Source organism: Variovorax terrae (assembly GCF_022809125.1).
Taxonomy (GTDB): domain Bacteria; phylum Pseudomonadota; class Gammaproteobacteria; order Burkholderiales; family Burkholderiaceae_C; genus Variovorax_A; species Variovorax_A terrae.
Genome location: NZ_JALGBI010000001.1, coordinates 1546053 through 1562035, shown reverse-complemented (window position 1 = coordinate 1562035; position 15983 = coordinate 1546053). Strand labels below are relative to the sequence as shown.

General features: G+C 67.1%; 15 protein-coding genes. 1 reads left to right on the top strand and 14 read right to left on the bottom strand.

From position 1 onward, the window contains the following. Positions 1 to 82: 82 nt before the first annotated feature. On the bottom strand, positions 83 to 742 hold the full coding sequence (locus MMF98_RS07385; protein WP_243305596.1) for an RlmE family RNA methyltransferase: 660 nt from the start codon (positions 740 to 742) through the stop codon (positions 83 to 85). A 32-nt stretch (positions 743 to 774) separates the two neighbouring features. On the opposite strand from MMF98_RS07385, the gene MMF98_RS07380 reads away from it, so the two are divergent. Further along, positions 775 to 1248, top strand: coding sequence for a YhbY family RNA-binding protein (locus MMF98_RS07380; RefSeq protein WP_243305595.1), 474 nt, complete (start codon positions 775 to 777; stop codon positions 1246 to 1248). 82 nt (positions 1249 to 1330) lie between these two features. On the opposite strand, the gene MMF98_RS07375 is transcribed toward MMF98_RS07380, so the two are convergent. The 13 genes from MMF98_RS07375 to rseP all read right to left on the bottom strand — a co-directional run bounded on the left by MMF98_RS07375 (position 1331) and on the right by rseP (position 15976). Next, the gene (locus MMF98_RS07375) at positions 1331 to 1750 is read right to left on the bottom strand and encodes a DUF4149 domain-containing protein (protein WP_243305593.1); all 420 of its coding nucleotides are present in this window, start codon (positions 1748 to 1750) and stop codon (positions 1331 to 1333) included. After that, positions 1747 to 2223, bottom strand: coding sequence for a transcription elongation factor GreA (gene greA / locus MMF98_RS07370; protein ID WP_243305592.1), 477 nt, complete (start codon positions 2221 to 2223; stop codon positions 1747 to 1749). The genes MMF98_RS07375 and greA overlap by 4 nt, the downstream gene beginning before the upstream one ends. 154 nt (positions 2224 to 2377) lie before the next feature. After that, positions 2378 to 5632 carry a carbamoyl-phosphate synthase large subunit gene (gene carB / locus MMF98_RS07365; protein WP_243305591.1) on the bottom strand — a complete coding sequence of 1085 codons (3255 nt, stop codon included), beginning with the start codon at positions 5630 to 5632 and terminating at the stop codon, positions 2378 to 2380. Beyond that, positions 5625 to 6797, bottom strand: a complete 1173-nt coding sequence (gene carA, locus MMF98_RS07360; protein ID WP_243305590.1) for a glutamine-hydrolyzing carbamoyl-phosphate synthase small subunit — start codon at positions 6795 to 6797, stop codon at positions 5625 to 5627. Before carA ends, carB begins: the two co-directional genes overlap by 8 nt. A gap of 176 nt (positions 6798 to 6973) precedes the next feature. Continuing rightward, positions 6974 to 7753: a TrmH family RNA methyltransferase gene (locus MMF98_RS07355; protein ID WP_243305588.1), complete on the bottom strand. Its 780-nt coding sequence runs from the start codon at positions 7751 to 7753 to the stop codon at positions 6974 to 6976. Further along, the gene (gene rnhB / locus MMF98_RS07350) at positions 7750 to 8367 is read right to left on the bottom strand and encodes a ribonuclease HII (RefSeq protein WP_243305587.1); all 618 of its coding nucleotides are present in this window, start codon (positions 8365 to 8367) and stop codon (positions 7750 to 7752) included. The genes MMF98_RS07355 and rnhB overlap by 4 nt, the downstream gene beginning before the upstream one ends. Next, on the bottom strand, positions 8339 to 9481 hold the full coding sequence (gene lpxB / locus MMF98_RS07345) for a lipid-A-disaccharide synthase (protein WP_243305586.1): 1143 nt from the start codon (positions 9479 to 9481) through the stop codon (positions 8339 to 8341). The genes rnhB and lpxB overlap by 29 nt, the downstream gene beginning before the upstream one ends. 7 nt (positions 9482 to 9488) lie before the next feature. Beyond that, entirely contained in the window at positions 9489 to 10283 is a 795-nt protein-coding gene (lpxA, locus tag MMF98_RS07340; protein ID WP_243305585.1) for an acyl-ACP--UDP-N-acetylglucosamine O-acyltransferase, read from the bottom strand. A 13-nt stretch (positions 10284 to 10296) separates the two neighbouring features. Then, positions 10297 to 10737 carry a 3-hydroxyacyl-ACP dehydratase FabZ gene (gene fabZ / locus MMF98_RS07335; RefSeq protein WP_243305584.1) on the bottom strand — a complete coding sequence of 147 codons (441 nt, stop codon included), beginning with the start codon at positions 10735 to 10737 and terminating at the stop codon, positions 10297 to 10299. Next, positions 10734 to 11717: a UDP-3-O-(3-hydroxymyristoyl)glucosamine N-acyltransferase gene (lpxD, locus tag MMF98_RS07330; protein WP_243305583.1), complete on the bottom strand. Its 984-nt coding sequence runs from the start codon at positions 11715 to 11717 to the stop codon at positions 10734 to 10736. Before lpxD ends, fabZ begins: the two co-directional genes overlap by 4 nt. Before the next feature lie 22 nt (positions 11718 to 11739). Further along, complete coding sequence (locus MMF98_RS07325; RefSeq protein ID WP_243305582.1) at positions 11740 to 12255, bottom strand: OmpH/Skp family outer membrane protein; 516 nt, start codon at positions 12253 to 12255, stop codon at positions 11740 to 11742. Next, positions 12255 to 14552, bottom strand: coding sequence for an outer membrane protein assembly factor BamA (gene bamA / locus MMF98_RS07320; RefSeq protein ID WP_243305581.1), 2298 nt, complete (start codon positions 14550 to 14552; stop codon positions 12255 to 12257). The genes MMF98_RS07325 and bamA overlap by 1 nt, the downstream gene beginning before the upstream one ends. Before the next feature lie 44 nt (positions 14553 to 14596). Beyond that, entirely contained in the window at positions 14597 to 15976 is a 1380-nt protein-coding gene (gene rseP, locus MMF98_RS07315) for an RIP metalloprotease RseP (RefSeq protein ID WP_243305580.1), read from the bottom strand. Between the last annotated feature and the right edge of the window lie 7 nt (positions 15977 to 15983).

Below are 15983 nucleotides of genomic sequence, written 5' to 3'. Positions count from 1 at the left end.
GCCTTTTCACGGTTTCAGCCACAGCTGCAGCAAGGGCTTGGCCGCCTGGATGGCCCGGAAACCCGGGGCTTTCAGGCCCGTTTCACGCCTTTTTCAAGCCGATGCCGACGAGGAAGGTCTCCGACGACTTGTCGCGCGAGGCCTTGGGCTTGACCGGCTTCACCAGCCGGAAGCTCTGCTTGAACAGCTTCACCAGCTCGCCATAGCCGCTGCCATGGAACAGCTTGACCACCAGCGCCCCCTCGGGTTTCAGGTGGGCCTGGCTGAATTCGACGGCCAGCTCCACCAGGTGGGCGATGCGCGCCGCGTCGGCCGACTCGATGCCCGAGAGGTTGGGCGCCATGTCGGACACCACCACGTCCGCCGAGCGGCCCTGCATCTCCTGCTGCAGCCGGTGCAGCATGTCGGGCTCGCGGAAATCGCCCTGCAGGAAGACCACGCCCTCGATCGGCTCCATCGGCAGCAGGTCCAGCGCGATGATGGTGCCGTTGAGCCCGCCCACCGCCGCGCCGCCGGGCGACAGCCGCCGCCGCACGTACTGGCTCCAGGCGCCCGGCGCGGAGCCCAGGTCCACCACGAGGTGGCCGGGCCGGATCAGGCCCAGCGTCTCGTCGATCTCCTTGAGCTTGTAGGCCGCGCGCGCCCGGTAGCCCTCTTTCTGGGCCATCTTGACGTAAGGGTCATTGACATGGTCGTTCAACCACGCCTTGTTGACCTTTTTACTTTTGGTTTTAACTTTCATCGTTCCATACCCGTGCGGGGATAATACTGCCCATGCCTGCAATTCAACTCACTCCCGCCCAGCGCAAGGAGCACCGCGCCGAAGCCCACCATCTCGACCCCGTGGTGATGATCGGCGGCGACGGCCTGACTGCCGCCGTCAAGAAGGAAACCGACGCCGCCCTCAACGCCCACGGGCTGATCAAGGTGCGCGTGTTCTCGGATGACCGCGCCGCGCGCGAGACCATCTTCCAGACCCTGGCCGAGGACCTCAACGCCGCGCCGATCCAGCATATCGGCAAGCTGCTGGTGCTGTGGCGGCCGATGCCCCCGAAGGAGCGCGCCGAGGACGAGGACCGCAGGCCCGGCCCGCGCGACGTCAAGGTGCTCAAGTACAGCAAGCGCGGCGGCCAGCGCCCCGAAGTGCTGACCCTGCGCGTGCTGGGCAACCAGCGCCTGACGCCCGGCGGCCAGGTCAAGCGCGCCAAGCCCAAGCAGAAAAGCATCAAGAAACGCAGCCAGGCTTGAAGGCGGCCCCCGGCCTGCGGCAGCGGGCCAGCATCCACTCTCAAGAAAAGAAAAGCCAGGACCGCCCCGGCCCCGGGGGCGCTCAGGACGAACGGGCTTCGCGGCTCAGCCGCCACAACGCCGCACCGGCAGACAGCCACTGCAGCAGGTACATGGCGCTGCCCACGGCATGCCACAGCTTGAGGTTCTCGCGCGCCACGATCCGGGGCGCCACGCCGAACTCGGCCAGCAACGCCAGCAGCAGCCCGCCCACTATAAAAACCATAGCATCCGAGGACCGGGGCGCCTGGACATCCGGCTCTTTTGGCCTCAAAACCAGCAACAGCAGCAGGCCGCAGCCGACGGACACCCAGGTTTGCGCCGTGAACAGCTTCGCCGCCATCCCGCCGGCCAGCGCTGGGGTCGGCAGGTTAACGAACAGCAGCGGCACCACCAGGAAGCCGATGGCGCTCAGGCTGCCCCACCAGAGGGCCGCGGCGAAGATCGGCAGGCGCTGTTTCAAAGGTAGCTGACGGCGACGATTTCGTAGCGCTTCACGCCACCGGGCGCCTGCACCTCGGCGGTGTCGCCCTCTTCCCGGCCGATCAGCGCCCGCGCGATCGGGCTGCCGATGTTGATCAGGCCGAGCTTCAGGTCCGCCTCGTCCTCGCCGACGATCTGGTATTTCACGACCTCGCCCGAGGTCTCGTCCTCGAGTTCGACCGTGGCGCCGAACACCACCTTGCCGCCCGGTTCGAGCGTGGACGGGTCGATCACCTGGGCGGCCGACAGCTTGCTCTCGACCTCCTGGATGCGGCCTTCGATGAAGCCCTGGCGGTCCTTGGCGGCCTCGTACTCGGCGTTTTCGCTCAGGTCGCCCTGCGCGCGCGCCTCGGCAATCGCATTGATCACCCAGGGGCGATCCACGGTCTTCAGGCGGTGCAGCTCCTCCTTGAGCTTCTCTGCCCCGCGCTTGGTGATGGGGATGGTGGCCATTTTGTCTTTCTCCAAAAGGAAACCGCCGAGCGTTGCCGTTCGGCGGTGTCTTGAGGCTGCAATTATGCCGTGATCGGCCGTGAAATCCAAGGCCGGTCCGCCCAGGCGTGCGCGAACGGGGCCGTGGCCCCCGCGCAGCGCCCGGCGCGGCCTCTCATGCGGCCTGGCGCTCCAGCTGCGCGTGCAGCTCCTGCACCGAATACACGTCGAGCTGGTCGCGGTATTTCATGCCCTCCACCGCGGCCTCGGCGCCGAAAATGGTGGTGAAGGTGGTCACGCGGGCCAGCAGCGACGAGGTACGGATGGCCCGCGAATCGGTGATCGCGTTGCGGCGTTCCTCCACGGTGTTGATGACCAGCGCAATCTCGTTGTTCTTGATCATGTCCACCACGTGCGGGCGGCCTTCCGTGACCTTGTTGACCACCGCGCAGGCCAGCCCGGCCTCGCTTAGCGCCGCGGCCGTGCCCTTGGTGGCGAGCAGCTCGAAGCCCATGGCGGCGAGTTCCCGCGCAATCGCCACGGCACGCGGCTTGTCGCTGTTCTTGACCGTCAGGAACACCTTGCCCGCGCGCGGGAACTGCGTGCCTGCGCCGAGCTGCGACTTGAAGAAGGCCTCGCCGAAGGTCTTGCCCACGCCCATCACCTCGCCGGTGGACTTCATCTCGGGGCCGAGGATGGTGTCCACGCCGGGGAACTTGACGAACGGGAACACGGCTTCCTTGACGCTGAAGTACGGCGGCGTCACTTCCTCCGTGATGCCCTGCGCGCGCAGCGTCTGGCCGGCCATGCAGCGCGCGGCCACCTTGGCCAACTGGATGCCGGTGGCCTTGCTCACGAAGGGCACGGTGCGCGAGGCGCGCGGGTTGACTTCGAGCACGTAGATCACGTCCTGGCCGTCCACTTCCTGGATGGCGAACTGCACGTTCATCAGGCCCACCACGTTGAGCGCGCCGGCCATCGCGGCCGACTGGCGCTTGAGCTCATCGACCGTGGCCTTGGACAGGTAGTACGGCGGCAGCGAGCAGGCGGAGTCGCCCGAGTGCACGCCGGCCTGCTCGATGTGCTCCATCACGCCGCCGATGAAGGTCTTGCCTTCGGGGTCGCGCAGGCAGTCCACGTCGCATTCGATCGCATCGTTCAGGAAGCGGTCCAGCAGCACCGGCGAATCGTTGCTGACCTTGACGGCCTCGCGCATGTAGCGCTCCAGGTCGCGCTGCTCGTGCACGATCTCCATCGCGCGGCCGCCCAGCACATAGCTGGGGCGCACCACCAGGGGGTAGCCCAGGGCGGCGGCCTTCTCCAGCGCCTCGGCCTCGGTGCGGGCCGTGGCATTGGGCGGCTGGCGCAGGCCCAGCTCATGCAGCAGCTTCTGGAAGCGCTCGCGGTCTTCCGCCGCGTCGATCATGTCGGGGCTGGTGCCGATGATGGGCACACCATTGGCCTCCAGGTCGAGCGCGAGCTTGAGCGGCGTCTGGCCGCCGTACTGCACGATCACGCCCAGCGGCTTTTCCTTGTCCACGATCTCCAGCACGTCTTCGAGCGTGAGCGGCTCGAAGTACAGGCGGTCGGAGGTGTCGTAGTCGGTCGAGACAGTTTCGGGATTGCAGTTGACCATGATGGTCTCATAGCCGTCCTCGCGCATGGCGAGCGCGGCATGCACGCAGCAGTAGTCGAACTCGATGCCCTGGCCGATGCGGTTGGGGCCGCCGCCGAGCACCATGATCTTCTTCCTGTCGGTCGGCTCGGCCTCGCACTCGTCCTCATAGGTCGAGTACATGTAGGCGGTGTTGGTGGCGAACTCGGCCGCGCAGGTGTCCACACGCTTGTAGACCGGGCGCACCTTCAGCGAGCGGCGGGCTTCGCGCACGGACTGGTCGCTGGTCTTGAGCAGCTTGGCCAGGCGGCGGTCGGAAAAGCCCTTCTTCTTGAGCGTGCGCAGCGTGGCCGCGTCGAGCGAGGCCAGGGCGCCTTCGCCCTTTTGCTCGGTCAGCCGGTCCAGTTCGAGCTCGATCTTCACGATCTCCTCGATCTGCACCAGGAACCAGCGGTCGATCTTGGTGAGCTCGAACACTTCATCGATCGACAGGCCCATGGCAAACGCATCGCCCACGTACCAGATGCGCTCGGGGCCGGGCTCGCCGAGTTCCTTCTCGAGCACTTCGCGGTCCTGCGTCTTCTCGTTCATGCCGTCGACGCCGACCTCGAGGCCGCGCAGCGCCTTCTGGAACGATTCCTGGAAGGTGCGGCCCATGGCCATCACCTCGCCCACCGACTTCATCTGCGTGGTGAGGCGCGAATCGGCCTGCGGGAACTTCTCGAACGCGAAGCGCGGAATCTTGGTGACCACGTAGTCGATGCTGGGCTCGAAGCTCGCGGGCGTGGCGCCGCCGGTGATCTCGTTGCGCAGCTCATCGAGCGTGTAGCCCACGGCCAGCTTGGCCGCGACCTTGGCGATCGGGAAACCGGTGGCCTTGGAGGCGAGTGCGGACGACCGCGACACGCGCGGGTTCATCTCGATCACGATCATGCGGCCGTCCTTCGGATTGACCGAGAACTGCACGTTGGAACCGCCGGTGTCCACGCCGATCTCGCGCAGCACCGCCAGCGAGGCGTTGCGCATGATCTGGTATTCCTTGTCGGTCAGCGTCTGGGCCGGCGCCACCGTGATCGAGTCGCCGGTGTGCACGCCCATCGGGTCGAGGTTCTCGATCGAGCAGACGATGATGCAGTTGTCCGCCTTGTCGCGCACCACTTCCATCTCGTACTCTTTCCAGCCAAGCAGTGACTCCTCGATCAGCAGCTCGTTGGTCGGCGAGGCCTCGAGGCCGCGCTTGCAGATGACCTCGAATTCCTCCGGGTTGTAGGCGATGCCGCCGCCGGTGCCGCCGAGCGTGAAGCTCGGGCGGATCACGGTGGGGAAGCCGACGCTCTTCTGCACGGCCCAGGCTTCGTCCATGCTGTGGGCGATCCCCGAGCGCGCCGAGCCCAGGCCGATCTTGGTCATCGCGTCCTTGAACTTCAAGCGGTCTTCGGCCTTGTCGATGGCCTCGGGCGTGGCGCCGATCAGCTCGACCTTGTACTTGTCGAGCACGCCGTTGCGCCAGAGGTCGAGCGCGCAGTTGAGCGCGGTCTGGCCGCCCATGGTCGGCAGGATGGCGTCGGGACGCTCCTTGGCGATGATCTTCTCGACCGTCTGCCAGGTGATGGGCTCGATGTAGGTGACGTCGGCCGTGGCCGGGTCGGTCATGATCGTCGCGGGGTTGCTGTTGATCAGGATGACCTTGTAGCCCTCCTCGCGCAGGGCCTTGCAGGCCTGCACGCCGGAGTAGTCGAACTCGCAGGCCTGGCCGATGATGATCGGGCCGGCGCCGATGATGAGAATGGATTTGAGGTCTGAGCGCTTAGGCATTCTTGTGTTTCTCCATGAGCGCCGTGAAGCGGTCGAACAGATAGCCGATGTCGTGCGGGCCGGGCGAGGCTTCCGGGTGACCCTGGAAGCAGAACGCGGGCCGGTCGGTGCGGGCCAGGCCCTGCAGCGTGTTGTCGAACAGGCTGACGTGGGTGGCACGCAGATTGGCGGGCAGGGTCTTCTCGTCGACCGCGAAGCCGTGGTTCTGGCTGGTGATGCTGACGCGGCCGTTGTCGAGGTCTTTCACCGGGTGGTTGGCGCCGTGGTGGCCGAACTTCATCTTGAAGGTGCTGGCGCCCGAGGCCAGCGCCATGATCTGGTGGCCCAGGCAGATGCCGAAGGTCGGGATGCCGGTCTCGATCAGTTCGCGCGTGGCGCTGATCGCGTAGTCGCAGGGCTCCGGGTCGCCGGGGCCGTTGGACAGGAAGATGCCGTCGGGCCGCAGCTTGAGCACCTCGGCGGCCGGCGTCTGCGCCGGCACCACGGTGACCTTGCAACCGCGCGAGCTGAGCATGCGCAGGATGTTCTTCTTGACGCCGTAGTCGTAGGCCACCACATGGAACTTCGGCGCGGCCTGCGTGCCGTAGCCGGCACCGAGCTGCCACTCGGTCTGGGTCCAGTCGTAGGGCTGTGCAACCGACACCACCTTGGCCAGGTCCAGCCCGGCCATGCTGGGCGCGGCCTGGGCCGCAGCCACGGCCTGGTCGATCACCGCCTGGGTCACGGCCTGGCCCGCGGCGAGGCCGACGATGGCGCCGTTCTGCGCGCCTTTGGTGCGCAGCAGGCGCGTGAGCTTGCGCGTGTCGATGTTGGCGATGGCCACCGTCTTTTCCCGGACCAGGTACTCGGACAGGGTCAGGGTCATGCGGAAGTTGGACGCGAGCAGCGGCAGATCCTTGATGATCAGCCCGGCGGCATGGACTTTTTCAGCTTCGATGTCTTCCTCGTTGACGCCGTAGTTGCCGATGTGCGGATACGTGAGCGTCACGATCTGCTGGCAGTAGCTGGGGTCGGTGAGGATTTCCTGGTAGCCGGTGATCGCGGTGTTGAACACCACTTCACCCACGGTGGAGCCGGTGGCTCCGATCGAATCGCCGAGAAAGACCGTGCCGTCTGCAAGCGCCAGGATGGCGTGGGGGATGGTTCCCTGTTGAGACAAAAGCACTGGGTTCTCCGAATGGTTAGCGGGTACGCCCAAACGCGCTCAAGAGGAGACTCTCGATGGCTGCTTTTGTGAGGGAGGTGGCTTGAATGCGCTAGGCGTACAGGGGTTTGCGGGAAAGCCCCTGATTATAGCCGACTGCGGCTTTTCCCCTGGGAGCCAGGGCCCATGGCGCAGCGTCAGCGCGGGCGCCCGATGGCGCTGGCGTGCAGGCAGATCGCGGCCGCGGCGGCCACGTTGAGCGACTCTTCGCCGCCGGGCTGGCCGATGCGCACCGCCAGGCCGGCGCGCGCTGCCAGTTCGGCACCCACGCCCTGCCCTTCGTGCCCCAGGGCCCAGGCGCAGGGATCGGGCAGCACCTGCTGCTGGATCAGCGCGCCCTGGTGAGAGCTGGTCACGATGATGGGCACAGCCAGCGCTTCCAGCGCCACCGGCTCCAGCCCCTCCAGCAGTTGCAGGCCGAAGTGCGCCCCCATGCCGGCGCGCAGCACCTTCGGGCTCCACAGCGCGGCCGTGCCCTTGAGCGCGAGCACCTGACGAAAACCGAAGGCCGCCGCACTGCGCAGGATGGAGCCCACGTTGCCGGCGTCCTGCACCCGGTCGAGGATCACGGAGGGCGCGCCGGGCGCCAGCGCCGGCGCGCCCGGCAGGTCGAGCACGAAGCCCATGCGCGCGGGCGACTCCAACCCGCTGATCTCGGGTAGCAGGGCCTCCGCGATCACTATGTTTTTGATAGCAGCGCGCGTCCATTCGACGGGGACCTCGGGCCAGAATGACTCCGAAAAGACGGCCAGGGACGGTTTCCAGCCGCGCGACAGCGCCGCGCGGCACAGGTGGTCGCCTTCGAGCCAGACCCGGCCGAGCTTGCGGTAGGCGGTGCTGTCCTGCGACAGGCGGCGCAGTTCCTTGACCAGCGCGTTGTCGCGCGAACTGATGTGGACGGTGGCCTCGGACGTCATCGCAGCACCTGCGCCACCGGGCTGAACGATCTGCGGTGCTGCGGACAGGCCCCGTGCTCGCGCAGCGCCGCCATGTGCTCGGCCGTGCCGTAGCCCTTGTGCCCGGCGAAGCCGTACTGCGGGTACTGCCGGTGGAATTCGGCGCACCAGCGGTCGCGGTGCACCTTGGCCAGGATGGAGGCGGCCGAGATCGCCGGCACCAGCGCGTCGCCCTTGACGATGGCCTCGGCCAGCACGTCCAGCGTCGGCAGACGGTTGCCGTCCACCAGCACCTTGACGGGCTTGAGACGCAGGCCCTCGACGGCGCGGCGCATCGCCAGCAGCGTGGCCTGCAGGATGTTGAGGCGGTCGATCTCCTCCACGCTGGCCTCGGCAATGGAGCAGCACAGCGCCTTGGCGCGGATTTCGTCGTACAGCCGGTCGCGCCGCAGCGCCGTGAGCTTCTTGGAATCGGCCAGCCCCTGGATCGGGTGCAGCTCGTCCAGGATCACGGCCGCGGCCACCACCGGGCCGGCCAGCGGGCCGCGGCCGGCCTCGTCCACGCCCGCCACCAGGCCCGGCGTGTCCCATGCCAGCGGGGCCTGCTCAGCCTTCAAGAACTTTCTGGATCGCATCGGTGGCGAGGGTCGCGGTGTCGCGCAGCAGCTCGTGGTGCAGCGCGGTGAATCGTTGTTGCAGCGCCGTGATTTTCTCAGGTGCGCCGAACCAGCCCAACACGGCCTCGGCCAGCGCCTGCGGCGTGGCCGCATCCTGCAGCAGCTCGGGCACCACGAAATCGCGGCACAGGATGTTGGGCAGGCCGACCCACGGCTGCAGCTGCTTGGCGCGCGTGATCCGCCACGACAGCCAGTTCATGTTGTAGGCGATCACCATCGGGCGCTTGAACAGCGCGGCCTCCAGCGTGGCCGTGCCGCTGGCGATCAGCGTCACGTCGCAGGCAGCCAGCACGGTGTGCGACTGGCCGGCGACGATCTGCAGGCCCTCGCGCAGGCCGGCGGCGCGCGCCGCGCTTTCGATCGCCGGCTGCAGCGCCGGGATCGCCGGAACCACAAATTTGATCGCAGGCTGCGCCCGCTGCATGCGGACTGCCGCCTCGAAGAACCTGGCGGCCAGGTACTGGATCTCGGATGTCCGGCTGCCGGGCAGGATCGCGACCACGCGGTCCTGCGCTCCCAGGCCCAGGCTGGCGCGGGCGGCCGCCTGGTCGGGTTGCATCGGGATCGTGCCGGCCAGCGGGTGGCCGACATAGGTGGCCGCAATGCCGTGCTGCGCCAGCAGTGCGGGCTCGAACGGGAAGATGCACAGCACGTGGTCGGCGCTGCGCCGGATCTTCTCAACGCGGTCGGCGCGCCAGGCCCAGATCGAGGGGCAGATGAAGTGCACGGTCTTGATGCGCTCGGCCCGCAGCGCGGCCTCGAGGTCGAGATTGAAATCGGGCGCGTCCACGCCGATGAAGGCATCGGGGCGCTGCCGCAGGAGCCGGTCCCGGAGTTGGCTGCGGATGCCGACGATCTCGCGGTAGTGGCGCAGCACCTCCACGTAGCCGCGCACGGCCAGCGTGTCGCTCGGCCAGTGCGCCTCGAACCCCTGCGCCGCCATGCGTGCCCCGCCGATGCCGTCGGCCGCCAGGGCCGGCCAGCGCCGGCGCATGCCCTGCAGCAGCAGGCCGGCCAGCAGATCGCCCGACGCTTCGCCGGCCACCATGGCGAAACGAGGTTCCGCGGTCATGGCCGGCTCAGCGGACAATGCCGCGCTGCGGTGTCGTCTGCGCCAGGAACGAGAGCATCATCTCGACGTCCGGCGCGGACTCGGGGTGCTTTTCAGTCAGGCGCCCGATCTGCGCGCGCGCCTCCTCCAGCGTCAGGTCGTCGCGGTACAGCGCCTTGTGCATGGCCTTGATGGCGGCGATGCGGTCGGCCGAGAAGCCGCGGCGGCGCAGGCCCTCGTAGTTCATGGAGCGCGCCTGGGCCGGCTGGCCCTGGCTCATCACGAACGGCGGCTGGTCGGCGAACAGCAGCGAGCACATCGCCGTCATGCCGTGGGCGCCGATGCGCACGAACTGATGCACCACGGTGAAGCCGCCCAGGATCACCCAGTCGTCCACGGTCACGTGGCCCGCGAGCTGCGAGTTGTTGGCGAAGATGGTGTTGTTGCCAACGATGCAGTCGTGCGCCAGGTGCACATAGGCCATCAGCCAGTTGTCGTCGCCCACGCGCGTCACGCCGCCCCCACCGGGCGAGCCGATGTTGAAGGTGCAGAACTCGCGGATGGTGTTGCGATCGCCGATCACCAGCTCGCAGGGCTCGCCCGCGTATTTCTTGTCCTGCGGAATCGCGCCCAGCGAGTTGAACTGAAAGATGCGGTTGTCGCGCCCGATGGTGGTGTGGCCCTCGATCACGCAGTGCGCGCCGATCGTGGTGCCTGCGCCCACCTTCACATGGGGGCCGATGACCGTGTAGGGGCCGACGCTGACCGAGGCGTCCAGCTCGGCACCGGGATCCACGAGGGCCGTGGAATGGATGTTCGCCACTTTGCCGCCGCCCTCACGCAATGGTGCGCATGGTGCACATCAACTCGGCCTCGCAGGCCACCTCGTCGCCGACCTTGGCGCGGGCCTTGAACTTGAAGATGCCGGCCTTCATGCGATCGAGCTCCACCTCCAGCACGAGCTGGTCGCCCGGTTCCACCGGGCGCTTGAAGCGCGCACCGTCGATGCCGGCGAAGTAATAGACCGTCTTGTCGTCGGGCGTGACGCCCAGCGTGTCGAAAGCCAGCAGCGCGGCGGCCTGCGCCAGGGCCTCGAGCATCAGCACGCCCGGCATGACCGGGCGATGCGGAAAGTGGCCGGTGAAGAACGGCTCGTTGATCGTCACGTTCTTGAGCGCCTTGATGCTCTTGCCCTTTTCAAGCGCCAGCACCCGGTCCACCAGCAGGATCGGATAGCGGTGCGGCAGTTGCTTGAGGATTTGGTGGATGTCCATCATGATTTGATTGTTTTCTCGAGTGCTTTCAGGCGTTCGCGCAGCGTATGCAGTTGCTTGAGCGTGGCCGCGTTCTTTTCCCAGACCGCATTGTCGTCGATGGGAAACAGGCCGCTGTAGTGCCCGGGCTTCAGGATGGAGCGCGTGACCACGGAGGCGGCCGAGATGTGGACGTGATCGGCCAGCGTCAGGTGCCCCAGCACGATGGCGCCGCCGCCCACCGTGCAGTGGGCGCCGATCGTGGCGCTGCCGGCCACGCCCGCATTGCCGGCCATGGCGGTGTGCTTGCCGATGCGCACGTTGTGGCCGATCTGGATCAGGTTGTCGAGCTTGACGCCGTCCTCGATCACCGTGTCCTGAAGCGCGCCGCGGTCGATGCAGGTGTTGGCGCCGATCTCCACGTCATTGCCGATGCGCACCGCGCCCAGCTGCTCGATTTTTTCCCAGGCGCCCTCGTTGGGCGCGAAGCCGAAGCCGTCGGCGCCGATCACCACGCCCGGATGCAGCAGGCAGCGTTCGCCGATCACGCAATCCTCGCCCACCGTCACGCGCGACTTGAGCACGGTGCCGGCGCCAATGCGCGCGCCGCGCTCGACCACGCACAGGGCGCCGATGGCGGCATCGGGTGCAACGAAGGCTTCGGGATCGATCACCGCGCTCGGGTGGATGCGCGGGCCACCCGCGCGGACATGCTGCCGCTTCCACAGCTGCGTGACGCGGGCGAAATACAGGTAGGGCTCTTCGGCCACGATGCAGGCACCGCCTGCCGCTCGGGCCAGGGCCGCCTCGCGCATGGACGGCGCCACGATGACGCAGGCCGCCCGGGAGGCGGCCAGCTGCGACTGGTACTTGGGGTGGCTGAGAAAGCTCAGGGCGCCGTCGCCGGCAGACTCCAGCGGCGCGAGGCTCTCGATCTGCAGCGCCGGGTCACCATGCAGCTCTCCCCCCAGCGCATCGACCAGCGAGCCTAGACGGAGTGCCACACCCTGCTTGCCTGGGCGCAGCTTACTTGCCGCCGCCGTTCAACGCCTTGATCACCTTGTCGGTGATGTCGTGCTTGGGATTGATGTAGACGGCTTCCTGCAGGATCACGTCGTACTTCTCGGTCTCGGCCACCTGCTTGACGACCTTGTTGGCACGCTCGAGCACCTGTTGCAGCTCCTCGTTCTTGCGGGAGTTCAGGTCTTCCTGGAATTCACGGCGCTTGCGCTGGAAGTCGCGATCCTGCTCGACCAGCTGCTTCTGGCGTGCAACACGCTGGGACTCGGACAGGGTAGGCGCTTCGCGTTCGAACTTGTCGGAAGCGGCTTTCAGGGCGTTGCCCTGGTCGGCCAGTTCCTTGTCGCGCTTGGCGAACTCCTGCTCCAGCTTGGCCTGCGCCGCCTTGGCGGTGTTGGCTTCACGGAAGATGCGGTCGGTGTTGACGAACCCCACCCGGAATTCCTCGGCCTGCGCCTGGGCAGACAGGGTCAGGACAACCATCGCCAGGCCAAGCCAGCATTGACGGGACAGATATTTCATTAGAAGGATGTTCCAATTTGGAATTGCAGTTTCTGGATTCTATCGCCAGGGAACTTGCGGATCGGGTTGGCGATGGCGATGCGCAAAGGCCCCACGGGAGAAATCCAGCTCAGGCCCACACCCACCGAGGTGCGGAGTTCCTGCGTGCGCACCGGGTCATTTTCGCCGAACACGTTGCCGGCGTCAAAAAACCCGAACAGCCGCAGGGTCCGGTCGTTGCCGGCCCCGGGGAACGGCGCAATGATCTCGGCATTGAGCGTGACCTTCTTCGCGCCGCCAATGGTGAAGCCCGTGACGTCGCGCGGGCCCAGCGTGCCCTGCTCGAAGCCGCGCACCGAGCCAAGACCGCCGGAATAGAAGTTCTTGAACACCGGGAACGATTTCCCGTTCAACCCCTTGCCCAGCCCCAGCTCGCCATTGAGCGCAATCGTGAACTGCTTGTTCAGCGGGATGTATTGCTGGTACTGGTAGTTCGCCTTGACGTAGCGTGCATCGCCGAACGCCGCCCATTCCGAGCCCAGCCGCTGGTAGAGGCCACGCGTCGGCGCCAGCGTGCTGTCGCGGTCGTCGCGCGCCCAGCCCAGCGTGAGCGGGAACGTCGCGCTGCTGTAACCAAACTTGTCGGCGTAGGCCAGGTAGGCCGCCGGGATGTTGGTGCCGGGCCGGATGGTGGTGCGTTCGGCGTTGAGGCCGAAGTACACCCTGTCAACCTCGGTGAACGGCACGCCGAAGCGCAGGCCCGCACCGGTGGTCGCCAGCGAATAGTTGCCGCCCATGTCCTGGTAGGGCTTGGAGACGCGGTGGTACAGGTCGATGGTGCGCGACACGCCATCCGCCGTGAAATACGGATCGGTGGTGCTGAGAATGATCGCCCGGTTGTACTTGCTGGTATTCACCTCGATGCCGAGGTAGTTGCCGGAGCCGAACGCGTTTTCCTGCTTGATGTTGAAGGACAGCGCGAGCTTTTCGGCACTGGAGAAGCCGGCGCCCAGCTGCAGGCTGCCCGTGGGTTTTTCGGCCACGGTCACCAACAGGTCGACCTGGTCGGGCGCACCCGGCACCTCCTGGGTATCGACGCTGACTTCCTTGAAGTAGCCCAGGCGGTCGACCCGGTCGCGCGACAGCCGGATCCTGTCGCCGTCGTACCAGGACGACTCGAACTGCCGGAACTCGCGGCGGATGACTTCGTCGCGCGTGCGGTTGTTGCCGCCAATGATCACCCGGCGCACATAGGCGCGGCGCGACGGATCGGCCTGCAGCACGAAGGCCACCCGGTTGTTGACGCGGTCGATCTCGGGCCGCGCCTCCACGTGGGCGAAGGCGAAGCCGAAATTGCCGAAGTAGTCGGTGAAGGCCTTGGTGGTCTGGGCCACCTCGTCGGCGTTGTAGGCCTCGCCGGGCCGGATGGTGACCAGCGACTTGAATTCGTCTTCCTTGCCGAGGTAGTTGCCTTCGAGCTTGACGCCGGAAACCACGTAGCGCTCGCCCTCGGTCACGTTGATCGTGATGGAGATGTCCTGCTTGTTGGGCGAGATCGACACCTGGGTCGAGTCGATGCGGAACTCGAGGTAGCCGCGCGCCAGGTAGTACGAGCGCAGGGTTTCCTGGTCGGCATTGAGCTTGGCGCGCGAGTAGCGGTCCGACTTGGTGTACCAGCTCAGCCAGCCGCCGGTGTCCAGGTCGAACAGCCCGCGCAGCGTCGATTCGCTGAACGCCTTGTTACCAACGATACGCAGGTCCTTGATCTTGGCCGGCTCGCCCTCGGTCACCGTGAAGGTCAGGTTGACGCGGTTGCGCTCGACCGGCGTCACCGTGGTCACGACCTCGGCGCCATAGAGGCTCTTGTTGATGTACTGGCGCTTGAGCTCCTGCTCGGCCCGGTCGGCCAGGGCCTTGTCGAACGGACGGCCCTCGGCCAGCCCCACTTCGCGCAGGGCTTTCTTGAGCACGTCCTTGTCGAATTCCTTGGCGCCGACGAAGTCGACGTCGGCCACCGTGGGCCGCTCCTCGACGATCACCACCAGCACGTCGTCGTTGACTTCGAGCCGCACGTCCTTGAACAGGCCGAGCGCGAACAGCGCCCGGATCGCCGCGGAACCCTGCTCGTCGCTGTAGGTGTCTCCCACGCGGAAGGGCAGCGAGGCGAAGATGGTGCCGGGTTCCACGCGCTGCAGGCCCTCGACACGGATGTCGCGCACCTTGAAGGGGTTGACCGCCCAGGCCGCATTCGCTGCGAAGGCCATGACCACCAAGGCCGAAATGGTGCGCACGCGAAAGCGGTTGAATTGTTTTTTCATGCGATGTTGGGTTGCCGGCACCGCGCGCAGCGCCGGGCAGAAAGTTAACCGAAGAGCCGGGTGACGTCGTTGAACAGCGCGATCGACATCATGACCAGCAGTACTGCCACGCCACCGCGCTGCAACCGCTCCATCCATGCATCGGATACGCCCTTCCCCGTCACGCCCTCCCAAAGATAATACATCAGGTGCCCCCCATCGAGGACGGGCAGCGGCAGCAGATTCAGCACGCCCAGGCTGACGCTGATCAGCGCCAGGAACACCAGGTACTGCGTGAGTCCCAGGCTGGCGGACTTGCCGGCGTAGTCGGCAATGGTCAGCGGGCCGCTGAGATTCTTGAGCGAAGCCTCGCCGATCACCATCCGGCCCATCATGCGCAAGGTGAGCACCGACACCTCCCAGGTGCGCACCACGCCGTTCCACAGCCCGTCGAGCGGGCCACGCCGCACGGTCACGAACTCGGGCGGGGCGCCGACGTAGGCACCGATCTTCCCGACCCACTGGCTGCCCTCGGCCCGGACCTCGGGCACCACGTCGATCACTTGAAGAGCGCCATCGCGTTCGATGCGCCAGGGGCGCGGCAGCGGCTGGCGCTCCCGCACCGAGGCGCGGATGGTTTCGCGCAGTTGCAGGCCGTCCACGATGCGGGTGTCGCCCACCTGCAGCACCAGGTCGCCCTTGCGCAGGCCGGCCTTCTCGGCCGCGCTGCCGGCCATCACGTCGCCGATCACCGGCCGCGTCCAGGGCGCCACGATGCCCACCTTGCGGAACAGCTGGGCGTCGGCATCAGTGCCCTGCAGATGGCTGAGCTCGAGCAGCGCCTCGCGGCTGGCGCCATTGGGAGAGGAAGCCGCCAGCTCCAGGCGCACGTTGCGCCCGTCCAGCGCGCCGCGGGTCAGCAGCCAGCGCAGCTCCTCGAACGACTGCAGGGGCTCCAGATCGTCGCCCTCGAAGCCGGCGCGGCGCACCGTCTCGCCGCCGCGCAGGCCGGCGGCCTCCGCCACCGAACCGGCCACCGGGCTGGCCAGGATGGGCCGGGGCTCCTGCACGCCGAGCCAGTTCACCACCGCGTACAGCAGCACCGCCAGCAGCAGGTTGGCCACGGGCCCCGCGGCCACGATGGCGGCGCGCGACCTCAGCGGCTGGGTGTTGAAGGCGAGATGGCGCTCTTCGGGCGCCACCGGCGCCTCGCGCTCGTCGAGCATCTTGACGTAGCCGCCCAGCGGAAAGGCGCCGATCACGAACTCGGTGGTCTGGCCGTGCTTCTGGTGGCGCGGCTGCCAGCGGAACAGGGTCTTGCCGAAGCCCACCGAGAAGCGCAGCACCTTGACGCCGCACGCCACCGCCACGCGGTAATGGCCATACTCGTGCACGGCGATCAGCAGGCCCAGCGCGACGATGAAAGCAACAACGGTCAGCAGCATGCGTCAG